Below are 11,135 nucleotides of genomic sequence, written 5' to 3'. Positions count from 1 at the left end.
TATAGGGCCCAGGAATTAGCCGTTTGATGATGCGATAGGCATGATCACTGACCCAAGCGTAATCAGAAATGTTGGATAATGACGGACATAAAAAGGTGAGTGGCTTCTCATTCGACAGTTGCTTAAGCTGGCGAACCCTTGCCACAGCAGACTTTACATTTAGATCACACCCGATCGCATAGACCGTATCTGTTGGATATAGCATCACAGCCCCACGTTTCAACGCATCCCTAATGCTCTCTATCCGTCGAGTTTGGGGTGTATCCGGATGAATTTCGTAGATGGTTGCCATGGGGAGCCTCTCAGGAATCATGGTGGCTTAGCGGCATCTATACTGTGCTCACTGAAGCCCGCTAGTGTGATTATGCCAGCCTATTGGAACGTCATCCGAACAATTTACGGCAGCTTATGACAGCTCTACTTGTACTTCTGGGTCTTCTCATAGCTCAGTCTTATCCTAAGACCGAGCTGTCCCGAAAAATGTCAGGAATCATCCTCGGCTCTTCTGTAGAGTTTTATACGTCCTTCGATCCATTGCCGTTCCACAATCGTCATGAGATGAAGACGGCTGCGTAATAGTCACCTGATTTTCCAGACTTAATAGAAGAGATTGAGCCATCATGAGGAAGCTTGGCACTATCTAGAATCAACGGCTAGATATCTTGTCCTTCTTTCCTAAACGTTGCATAGCATTAATCCTAATCTGGAACCTTCGGTGTTGTTACTTAATCCTGAATTGAGGGAATACTCAACGTAAGCGGTAAAAGCAGGTTGAGTGAGCGGAACCATTCCATGCTGTTCACAACAGTGGGCGATCGCGCCTCCCAGAGCACCACCCTAAGGCTCTGTCTGCCTATGATAACTGCCAGCCCCGTTACTACCTGGAGCTACTGAGACGATCACTATGCCAGCAGAATCTTTCTACGCTGATACGCAATATGACGAGCCTGCCGAATCGACAGCCTTTGAGGTCGAGGGAGACGTAGACTTGGATGCTGAACAGCTTGAACGCGAACTGACTGACCTGGAGCAGGACGATGCTGTTTCTCTACCGCTGCGGAAGGGAACGGTGCGCCGCACGACTGACTTGGTCCGTCTCTATCTTCAAGAAATTGGACGAGTGCGCCTTCTCGGTCGCGATGAAGAAGTATCAGAAGCCCAAAAGGTGCAGCGCTATATGAAGCTGCTGGCTCTCTGCCGGGCTTCCGCCAAGAAAGACCCTATCTTACAAACCTATGTCAAACTGATCAGCGATCGCGATCGCCTCACCTCCCACCTAGGGCATCGTCCGTCCTTAGAACGCTGGGCGCTGACCACGGGTATTCCCCTTGAGGATCTCAAGCCAAGTTTGACCGCAGGTAAACACCGCTGGGCGGAGCTAGCTGACTTGACGGTGGAAGCTCTCGATCAAGCTCGCACAGACGGCACCCGCGCTAAGGATCACATGATCAAAGCTAACCTACGCCTGGTGGTGTCGGTGGCGAAGAAATATCAAAACCGTGGGCTAGAGCTGCTCGATCTGATTCAAGAGGGCACCCTCGGCCTAGAGCGGGCGGTGGAAAAGTTTGATCCGACGAAGGGATATCGGTTCAGTACCTATGCCTACTGGTGGATTCGTCAGGGCATCACCCGAGCGATCGCCACCCAGAGCCGCACGATTCGCCTGCCGGTGCATATCACCGAAAAGCTGAACAAAATCAAGAAAGCCCAGCGCAAGATTTCCCAAGAAAAGGGACGTACTCCGGGGGTGGATGACATTGCAGCAGAGCTAGATATGTCACCGGATCAGGTGCGAGAAGTGCTGTTGCGGGTACCCCGGGCCGTGTCGCTCGAAACCAAGGTGGGCAAGGAGCGGGATACGGAACTGGGTGAACTCCTAGAAACCGACTGCATTTCGCCGGAAGAATTGTTGATGCGGGAGTCGCTCCATCGCGATCTGCAGCAGCTCCTTGCTGACCTCACCAACCGGGAGCGGGACGTGATTCGAATGCGCTACGGTTTGGGCAACGACCATCCCTATTCCCTGGCAGAAATTGGCCGGGCGCTAGACCTATCCCGCGAACGGGTACGGCAGATTGAAGCCAAGGCCTTACAAAAACTGCGCCAGCCCAAGCGTCGCAATCGCATTCGTGATTATTTGGAATCTCTCACCTAAGTCTCGATTCTGAGCAACTTGCTTGAGTCCCTTAGCGGGTGAGCTAGGGGACTTTTTTTGTAGCGTATTGTGTAGCGCAGGTTGTTGACGTCAAACCGAGGAGGAGGCCGGGGCTGCACTGGAGCGCGATCGCATTTCTAGGTACACCAACAGGGCATTAATATCGGCGGGATTGACGCCCCCAATTCGTGAGGCTTGGCCAATGGTGAGAGGTTGTACCTTGGCCAGCTTTTCCCGTGCTTCCATCGATAGGGTTTGGATATCGAAGTAGTTTAAATCTTGCGGCAGGGGGCGCTGGGCCTGGCGAGATACTTGGTCAATTTGCTGTTGCTGCCGCTGGATATAGCCCGCATATTTGATATCAATCTCCACCCCTTCCTTTTCCTCTAAGCTGAGGTCGGGGTTACCCAAGGCATATTGCTCTAAGTCGCCATAGTGAAACTTAGGACGACGCAGTAGGTCGGACAGGGTAATGGAGCCTTTAATCGTCCATTGGTCGGTGGCGTTGGCTTGGCGCTGAGCTTCACAAATCGCCTGACCGATAGGGTCATGTTCTTTCAATCGCGTAGCGTGCAGGCGCTCTTTCTCAGCGGCGATATTGGCCTGCTTGCGGGTGAAATGCTCCCAGCGGCGATCGCTCACCAGCCCCAGATCGCGGCCTAGGGGAGTCAGACGCTGGTCGGCATTATCCGATCGCAAAATCAGCCGATATTCCGATCGCGAGGTCAGCATTCGGTAGGGTTCTCGCAGATCTTTGGTGCAAAGATCATCCATCAGGGTACCCAAATAGCTTTGCTCCCGAGGGAAGATCACCATGTCTTGACCGCGCACCAAGCGAGCGGCATTGATACCTGCCACAATGCCTTGGGCAGCGGCCTCTTCATAGCCGGTGGTGCCGTTGATCTGTCCTGCACAAAACAGCCCCTCGATGGTTTTGGTCATCAAGGTGGGGTAGCACTGGGTGGCGGGCAGGTAGTCGTATTCCACCGCATAGGCAGGACGCAGCATGGCGCAATCTTCTAGACCGGGGAGCGATCGCAGCATTTGCAGCTGTAGGGCTTCTGGCAACCCCGTGGAAAAGCCTTGGATATAGAGTTCTGGAGTATTGCGCCCTTCCGGTTCGATGAAAATTTGGTGGGAGTCTTTATCAGCAAAGCGAACAATTTTGTCTTCAATGCTGGGGCAATAGCGCGGCCCTTTTGCATCCACCCAACCGCCATAGACGGGCGACAAGTGTAGGTTCTCGCGAATTAAACGATGGGTTTCCGCCGTGGTTCGGGTCAGGTAGCAGCACATTTGCTCCCGTTCCACCCAAGCTTCAGGGTCAAAGCTAAACCAGCGTACATCATTGTCACCCGGCTGGGGTTCTAGGCGATCCACATGGATAGTGCGGCGATCGACCCTGGCCGGCGTCCCGGTCTTCAGGCGGCCGGTTTCAAAACCCAGTTGATTCAGCGTCTCCGTGAGCCCCGTTGCGGCAAATTCCCCCGCCCGTCCGGCGGGCATGGACTTGTTGCCCACCCAAATAACGCCACCTAGGAACGTGCCGGTGGTCAAAATTACCGCCTTGCACTGAAAGGCAACGCCAAAATAGGTTTGAACCCCAATCACCTCATCGTTGTCCCCGATCACCAAGTCCGTGACCATACTTTCCCGGATCGTCAGGTTGTCCTGATTCTCCACAATAGTCTTCATCAACGCTGCATATTCGCGCTTGTCGGTCTGAGCCCGCAGCGCCCAGACCGCTGGGCCGCGGGAGGCGTTCAGCACCCGTTTCTGGAGATAGGTGCGATCGGCCATTTTGCCAATTTCGCCCCCCAGGGCATCCACTTCATGGGCCAACTGAGATTTGGCCGGGCCACCCACAGCCGGATTGCAGGGCTGCCAGGCAATTCTGTCTAGGTTGAGGGTGAGCAGGAGGGTTTTACAGCCTAGACGCGCGGAAGCTAGGGCCGCCTCACAACCCGCGTGGCCAGCCCCCACCACAACAACTTCAAATGTATCCAAGAATTCAACCGCAGACGCAGGCGTAACCATAATTCAACCCAGACTTAGACCACTACGTGCCATACCTATCCACTATCTAGAGACGTTGCTTACCCCAATGTTGTTAGGGCAGGCTCTGCGCAACCCACCATGTCTGCCGATCGCGTAGGCATCATCTTTAGACATCATCCATGGTTGACCCAACGATCAGGTTAGAACCGACTGGAGATGGGGCTGCGCTTTGATCTAGATGGGATAGAACTACACATCTTTATATTGTAAGCAGGATCCAGATCGAGGGAAAACTTGCTCAAAGCGCAATGTGCCCCAGGGCTAGACCTGTAACCAACATGCCAAACACCAAAAAGGGTTGGGCGCTAGCTTGGTATTTCACATCGTTTTCCAGGGGAGCCCGCAGGAAGTACATATCCTGGAAGGTGATTTGGGGAATGATCAGCAAGACCAGCAGCGTGGCATAGAGATTTTGGTGAATGCTAACCAAGTAGGCCGCGACACCTAGCTGGAAGATGTCGATCATCAAGACGCAGATCCAAGCGGCTGTGGTGACACCAAACATCACCGGTAGCGATTGCAGCCCTAGTTGGCGATCGCCCTCCACGCTCTTGAAGTCATTGACAATAGCAATGCCTAGCCCTGAAAGACTGTAGAACAAGGTGAGTACCACAATCGTGGGCGTTAGGGTACCAAACAGGGCGTGACCCGCACACCAGGGCAGAGCGATGTAGCTTGCGCCTAGGGCATAGTTGCCCAGCCAGCCATTTTTCTTCAGCTTCAGGGGCGGTGCGGAATAGATATAGGACAAAAATGAGCCACCTGCTGCCAGCACGGTCAGGATGGGGAAGGTGTGACCTGCCCACAGATCCAGGGCATAGGAGACAGCAATTCCGGCAATTAGCAACACCCAGACTTGGGTGAGCACCTGGGGAATGGAAATAGCGCCGGAGGGAATGGGGCGGTAGGGTTCATTAATGGCGTCAATGTCGCGATCGTAGAAATCGTTAATAGTCTGTGTGTAGCCAGCCAGCAACGGGCCAGACATGAGCATACAGGCCGCTGCCACTAGCACATGCTCTAGACTCCATACATAGCCGCCGGAGGAAGCTGCTCCGCAGACGACCCCCCAGATCAGGGGAATCCACGTGATAGGCTTCATCAACTGTAGGCGGATTTTCCAAATGGAGGTCTCACCCGCGTCGGCTCCTTTCATGCCCAGCAGTTGCCGTGCCTTACCGCTGCCGGTAGACTCAGGGGCGATCGCCTCGGGGGTGGGGGTAGGCTGAGGGAGGTCAGAGGGAGATGGATTAGACATAGGTAGCATCTAGTTCGGATTGATAAAGCCGAAACGAATGGGAGTGGATATGGGCCAGGGCCCCTTGTGACGTGCCTGTACTAGAAGAGCGTGAGTGTCCACCGCTGGGCGTCTAGCCGTAGCATCCTTAACTAGCCTAAAGGACGATCGCTTGAAACAACAGCCTTGTGGATCAAAATCTGCAAGGATTTGGGAAATTCCTCGCTAGGATAAGGCTAGGGTTTCTAAAAGACAAAGTAAGCCTGTTGTTTCATTGCATTGAATCATGTCGGATGCTTCTTCCCTCCGCGATCGCTACTGTGAATTGATTGACCATATTACAAATCTGACGCTCAAGGGCAAGATTCGCTCCAAAGAGCAGGTGTATCAGCTTCTCAACGATGGCGTCGAGGGGGGCACCGGTGAACTTTTTGAACGTTGCCTGGGTGATCGTCTGGCAGGGATGCAGCGGCAAACAGAAACCCAAACCGATGAACTCCAGCACGCCAAAGCCCTTCGTAGTCTGCGCGCCCTGAAGACGATTCAAGGGGAATGGGATCGATGGCAGCAAGAGCATCAGGCCGATCGCACCCTGGAGGCGGCGATGCAGTCTATTCTGCAAGCGGAGGGCGATCGCTTGATGGCGTTGTTAATGGCGCTTGATCCCAACCAGCCGCAGCCCCTACGCATGGGGCAATGGCAAGATTTGGCTCGGCGGTTAGTGGCCCAGGCTGAGACCTCGGACGCAGATGCTCTGGATCCAGCGGTTTCCTTGACGGCTCTAGCCCAAGGCATTCACCAGGGGATTGCCTCTTGGCAACGAATTGAACCCCATTTAGTCAGTTGGATCTATGACCAAGGTCGCTCCATTGGCTTTGAAGGAGCTGGACAGCGTGGGCCATGGGTACTGTGGAGTCAGCAGGTCAAACGACCGATCCCCCAAGCGTTATTTGAAACGTTATCCCTAGGGCGATCGCTCTCTGAATGGGCAGAACATCCCACCCAGACCACGGGGCAGAGTCTAGAGATTCAGGCGGCAGACTGGATAGAACTGGCGATTTTGCTGCGTTGTTTGCAGCAGGGGCTGGTCACCTGGTTTGACAAACTGGTGTACGACTCGAAGGTGGGCGCGAAGCTATCCCGTTCAACCTACTTGGTGTTTGCGTTGATCTGGGCCCAGTTGGCTACGGGGCTGCAGCAACAAACGGTGCATCCAACCCTCAGCCAGATGTTTGCCAAGACCTGTCTTCAAGCAGGTCTACAGATCCTCCGAGCCTTTGCCCAACGGGATTATTTCCCGCTCTACGGCGGTATTTTTGTGTCCTTTTCGGGGCAATATCTAGCCAACACCCTCAGCTATCTCGACCTGCCGCTGCAGCAGGCGGAGGGCACCCAGGAAAAGGCCCGCATCCTCACTCTGCTGGGCTATTCGTCCCTCGTGTTGGGGCAGCGCGATCGCGCCCTGGGGTTCTACAACCAAGCTTTAGACATTGCCCAAGCGGCCGGCGATCGCCCCTGCCAAATTGCCGTCCTCAATCACCTCAGCCGTCTTGATGTGGGTAACCAGCAGTATAGCCAAGCCATTGGCCGTGCCCAGCGTGCTTTGATCCTCAGCCGAGAAGCCGGCGATCGCCCCGGCGAAGCCAATGCCTTGGCCAATCTTGGTTTTAGCGAAGTCTTCGAAGCTCAGCAGCGGGAAGAAGCCGACCCCGACTACTATGAATCGGCCATCGATCGTCTGCAGCAGGGCTTACAGTTAGCGGAACGATTGGGCGATCGCCAAAGCCAAGCTCTTTGCTTGAGTAGTTTAGGCATTGCCCATGTGGTCATTGAAGCACCCCAGCAAGCGATCGCGTTTTTGGAAGGCGGTATCCATGCCTCTCAATTTACGGGGGATCTCTTTTTACAAGGCACCAACTTGGCCTACCTCGCGGAAGCCCATTACCAGCTCCATCATCTAGAAGCGGCTGTGTATGCGGGGGCTCTGGGCATGTATCTGCTGCACCAAATGGCCTCTTCAAGCTGGCGACAACCGGCTGGGCTGTTGCAGATCATTCAAGGCAAGCTAGGGGAAGGGCCGGTGAAGGCAGTTTTAGAACAACAGCGCTCTAAGCTCATCGCGGTCATTGGCGTAGACGGCTATGACTACTTGCCGACCCTAATGTCCCAGAATCCGCCCCAGGTCTAGAACTCCTGCCGTGGAACGTGCCCCTTCAGGAACTGGCACAGCCCCCGCCCGTCTATAAAGGTAGTCACCGTAGGATCAATATAGTTCAACCCAACAGCTCAACGTAGCTGTTGAACGAACAACAAGACCTGCGACATTTGGGTAGGAGGTGCTAACTCATGAAACGCTGGATGAATTGGATGATTATGCCAACGCTGGCCGCCTTGGTCGGCGCGATCGCTCCCTCTGCCCAAGCAGATGTGGCCACTCCGCTCAGCAGCCCGGTCACCCGTAGCGGCAACGTCACGGTGGGTGCTACGGGTGCACAGTCTGGAGCCTGCGGCCTTGTTCCAGATCAACCCGTTGAGGTGATTCGGGTCACTGAACCTTTTGCCTCTTTGCAGTTCACTGTAGGTAGCGATCGCAATGCAACCTTGTGGATTACCGGCAACGGTCAAAGCCAATGTTTGTTTGCAGATAGCTTTTCAGATGGGCTTATTAGCCTGCCTGGTGTATGGGATGCAGGAGCCTACGATATCTACGTGGGCAACCGCAATCCTGGTAGCTATGCCTATGAGCTCACCATTGCTCCATAACTATCTGGGCGTTTGATGGTTCCATCAACTGTATCAACGCTCAATCTCGCACATCATAAAACTTGTTCCTGTCTAAGACGGTTCGCTACGTTACATCCGTTAGCCAGGAACCCACTTTGAATGACCAGCAACCCCTCTCCCTGCTTCTATTTCGGAGAGGGGTTTTTCTTTGGAGATAAACCTGCCATGAAGGCAGGCCAGTCCCAGGAACTACGCTGGCTGAGCGAAGTCGATAAAACCCAACCATCGCTCTACCGCATCGGACTAATGGGGTTCAACCCATCTTGGAATGTAGCGCCAAGCCGTGTCCAACAGGCGATCGCTCTCGACGTAGTGAGGATCACGCTCAGCCACGAGGGCCCAGAAGGCGGCGGAATGATTCATTTCCAGCGTATGACAAAGCTCATGGATAAACACAGAACCTACCAACTGTGGCGGCAAGAACAAGAGTTTATCGTTGAGGCTAATGTTTCGCTGGCTAGAGCAACTGCCCCATCGGGTCTTTTGCCGGCGCACGGAGATGGTTTGGATGGGCAGCTTTTGCTCTTGGCTGATACGAACTAGCCAGGGAATGAGGATAGCTTTCGCCCTGCGACGGAGCCATGCCTGTAGAGCTTGCTGGCAGATGGCACTATCATTGATCGGCCCTGTGAGGGTTAAGGTGCGATCGCCGGTTACCGTGAGGGTGATGTCATGGCTGGCTTGATGGCAGTACTGAACAGACCAATGCTGATCCACGGCCCGAAAATGGATTTCTGTGGGACAAGGATCATCGGATTCTAGGGACAACGCTAGGCGTTCTGCCTGAAGCCGATGCAGGGTTTTGGTAATCCAATCCTGTCGCTTTGCCAGAATTTCAGACAGGTGGTGACGGTCAAAGTTGGGCGGCACCACGACCTCCACACGGCCATGGGGAGATACCTTAATATTGACGTACTTAGCGCGGCGGCTCTCACGAATTTGGTAGGACGTTAACGTCATAGAACCGGCGGAGACGAAGGATGCATGATGATTAGATGTCCTGCATTCTTGACTGCTCCTATCCTAGGTGGGGATGGAGCTCTAAAAAATCTAACAGCAGTTTTTGGTGAACTTCGCCTAGGGGACAGGTTTGTTGAGCCACGGCGGAATAGCGATCGCCCCGACGAATATCCTTGGGTGAGAGCAACCCTAAATCCCATCCTTCATTGAGTTGAAGTGCCTCTAGAGGCACTGTTAATGGCCCATGATAAACAAATCGATGCACCTGATCATCTCCCCATTGTCGAAATAAAGTGACGTCGGGAGGGGCATAGCCAATTTCTTCCATGAGTTCTCGCCGGAGACCCGTTTCTGGATCTTCTGTTCCCTCTAGATGCCCACCAAAAAAGGCCCAGCATTTGGGATAGAGAATACCTGGTGTGTCGTCCCGGAGCTGCATCAGGTACTGTCCGTCTTGATGTAGAATTGCCACCGCTACTTGAACAGGATGCCTAGCCATACTTTGCTATGCCTTATGCCAGAACCACAGGAGCGCGATCGCGTCTCATGGTCTAGGATATCGTTTCCCAGGCTAGACGGGGCTGGATGGTGACTTTGAATGGGTGAATCTGAATGATGATGTCGTGGATGGGGCAAGGGGCATGACTCTTGCCGTGGGAGGGTACGCTTCCATCACCCTGTGTTTAGGCAGTTTCAACCGGAGCGGTGCTGACGGCTCTGGAGACAGAGGTTGGGCGTTGGCACTGATGGATGATGGTGCTTGTCGAATAGGTAATTTCTGACGGGTTTATGGTAAACCGGTAGGTCATGGCGTCAGTAGCCCCCGGCTTTCTTGGGGATTGGATGCCAGCCAAGAACCTCAAGAGCTCTAAACGGCATGTTTGAAGAGGGTATCTAGGTAAACTCGGGCTGCCCGACGATAGGAGCGCGTGGCATCGGGAGTGGTGGTTTGGCTATTCTGCAACAAAAACAGCGATAGAGCAGCGGAAAACACCCGATCTTGATCCCATTCTGGATGGTTGTCTAGATAGCCTTGAAGAGACTCGTGCAGATCTTCAGGGATTTCTGCCAAGATGCTGACGCTTGCATTCATGAGAACCTCTACTCTTTCGTGGTGGTGAACGGTTGGACGAGACTAGATCTGCTTTCAGCGGCGATCGTTATGACAGCCAAAAGCCGCGCCAAACTAGCTTCAGTGCCTATCCCCTCTCCGCGGCCTACCTAAGGCAGCCCGGAGAATCAGACAATCAAGCCAGAGCGCATTCATCAAGGTAGGCATCATTGTGCGCTAGGAGGGGGTGGGGTTGTCAATGTTGCAGATGGTCACACATCGAGCTGGTGCCAGGGAGGCTCCACGAGCGAATGCGGGTTTGAGGGACTTTTCCGTTACATTGCTTTACAAACTGTCCTGGGGTTCTCAGGCATGTTCTAGCCAGACCTAGATCCCCGCCTAAATTCGCAATCGCTTGGTATGCCGTTACACCCTGTGGAAAACAGCATAAGCTTTGTGGAAAACTTTTGGCAACCCTGTGGAAAACTCTGTCTTTCCATAGGAGAAAATGATGTGATCAATAAGAATTGTAACGATTGGAGGAAAAGTAACAAAAATTACGCTTTGGGCGAGCAGAAGCTAGAAAAGTTCATCAACGTCTTGTAATGTCTTGGGTGCTTAGGGAGGCTCTGGGGGCGATCGCCTGTTCTCTAGCTTCATGGGGTGGGGGGAGGTTGATGTTTGAGACGTCAGCGATCGCCCCCAACTATCGTGAAATCATTGGCAACCTTTTGTTGGAACAGACAGAATGGACAAGAGGTTCCTTAGCAGGCAGTTATGCGAGATAGTATTGAACGACTTACGCAAAACCTAGGGCAAACGATCGTAGGTAAAACAACCGCCATCCGTTTGGTATTGGTAGCTCTATTTTCTGGTGGTCATGCTCTGTT

Annotated in this window: 9 protein-coding genes; 3 read left to right on the top strand and 6 right to left on the bottom strand. The window is 53.6% G+C overall.

The window, feature by feature from the left end:
* Positions 1 to 292 (bottom strand): Sua5/YciO/YrdC/YwlC family protein (locus V6D20_06090; protein HEY9815357.1); only part of this gene is annotated, 292 nt, incomplete at its 3' end.
* Positions 293 to 904: 612 nt separating this feature from the next.
* On the opposite strand from V6D20_06090, the gene sigC reads away from it, so the two are divergent.
* Positions 905 to 2,155, top strand: a complete 1,251-nt coding sequence (gene sigC, locus V6D20_06085) for an RNA polymerase sigma factor SigC (protein ID HEY9815356.1) — start codon at positions 905 to 907, stop codon at positions 2,153 to 2,155.
* Between the two features lie 90 nt (positions 2,156 to 2,245).
* Here the strand turns inward: sigC and mnmG are convergent, their stop codons facing one another.
* Positions 2,246 to 4,192: a tRNA uridine-5-carboxymethylaminomethyl(34) synthesis enzyme MnmG gene (gene mnmG, locus V6D20_06080; GenBank protein HEY9815355.1), complete on the bottom strand. Its 1,947-nt coding sequence runs from the start codon at positions 4,190 to 4,192 to the stop codon at positions 2,246 to 2,248.
* Between the two features lie 259 nt (positions 4,193 to 4,451).
* Entirely contained in the window at positions 4,452 to 5,471 is a 1,020-nt protein-coding gene (gene chlG, locus V6D20_06075) for a chlorophyll synthase ChlG (protein HEY9815354.1), read from the bottom strand.
* A 265-nt stretch (positions 5,472 to 5,736) separates the two neighbouring features.
* Between chlG and V6D20_06070 the strand changes: the two genes are divergently transcribed.
* Both V6D20_06070 and V6D20_06065 read left to right on the top strand, forming a co-directional pair.
* Positions 5,737 to 7,638 (top strand): tetratricopeptide repeat protein, encoded by a 1,902-nt coding sequence (locus V6D20_06070; GenBank protein ID HEY9815353.1) that lies wholly within the window; start codon positions 5,737 to 5,739, stop codon positions 7,636 to 7,638.
* Between the two features lie 158 nt (positions 7,639 to 7,796).
* Positions 7,797 to 8,213 (top strand): hypothetical protein, encoded by a 417-nt coding sequence (locus tag V6D20_06065; GenBank protein HEY9815352.1) that lies wholly within the window; start codon positions 7,797 to 7,799, stop codon positions 8,211 to 8,213.
* A gap of 264 nt (positions 8,214 to 8,477) precedes the next feature.
* On the opposite strand, the gene V6D20_06060 is transcribed toward V6D20_06065, so the two are convergent.
* The 3 genes from V6D20_06060 to V6D20_06050 all read right to left on the bottom strand — a co-directional run bounded on the left by V6D20_06060 (position 8,478) and on the right by V6D20_06050 (position 10,287).
* The gene (locus V6D20_06060) at positions 8,478 to 9,194 is read right to left on the bottom strand and encodes a SprT family zinc-dependent metalloprotease (GenBank protein ID HEY9815351.1); all 717 of its coding nucleotides are present in this window, start codon (positions 9,192 to 9,194) and stop codon (positions 8,478 to 8,480) included.
* A gap of 58 nt (positions 9,195 to 9,252) precedes the next feature.
* Positions 9,253 to 9,693: an NUDIX domain-containing protein gene (locus V6D20_06055; protein ID HEY9815350.1), complete on the bottom strand. Its 441-nt coding sequence runs from the start codon at positions 9,691 to 9,693 to the stop codon at positions 9,253 to 9,255.
* Positions 9,694 to 10,062: 369 nt separating this feature from the next.
* On the bottom strand, positions 10,063 to 10,287 hold the full coding sequence (locus V6D20_06050) for a DUF2811 domain-containing protein (protein ID HEY9815349.1): 225 nt from the start codon (positions 10,285 to 10,287) through the stop codon (positions 10,063 to 10,065).
* Positions 10,288 to 11,135 lie beyond the last annotated feature (848 nt).

The organism is Candidatus Obscuribacterales bacterium (genome assembly GCA_036703605.1).
GTDB lineage: Bacteria > Cyanobacteriota > Cyanobacteriia > RECH01 > RECH01 > RECH01.
The sequence above is the reverse complement of the archived record's forward strand: the minus strand, read 5'-3'. Positions and strand labels throughout refer to the sequence as shown.

Coding starts and splice junctions, on each gene's coding strand:
- sigC (HEY9815356.1), top strand. CDS start 905: ATGCCAGCAGAATCTTTCTACGCTGATACGCAATATGACGAGCCTGCC.
- mnmG (HEY9815355.1), bottom strand. CDS start 4,192: ATGGTTACGCCTGCGTCTGCGGTTGAATTCTTGGATACATTTGAAGTT.
- chlG (HEY9815354.1), bottom strand. CDS start 5,471: ATGTCTAATCCATCTCCCTCTGACCTCCCTCAGCCTACCCCCACCCCC.
- V6D20_06070 (HEY9815353.1), top strand. CDS start 5,737: ATGTCGGATGCTTCTTCCCTCCGCGATCGCTACTGTGAATTGATTGAC.
- V6D20_06065 (HEY9815352.1), top strand. CDS start 7,797: ATGAAACGCTGGATGAATTGGATGATTATGCCAACGCTGGCCGCCTTG.
- V6D20_06060 (HEY9815351.1), bottom strand. CDS start 9,194: ATGACGTTAACGTCCTACCAAATTCGTGAGAGCCGCCGCGCTAAGTAC.
- V6D20_06055 (HEY9815350.1), bottom strand. CDS start 9,693: ATGGCTAGGCATCCTGTTCAAGTAGCGGTGGCAATTCTACATCAAGAC.
- V6D20_06050 (HEY9815349.1), bottom strand. CDS start 10,287: ATGAATGCAAGCGTCAGCATCTTGGCAGAAATCCCTGAAGATCTGCAC.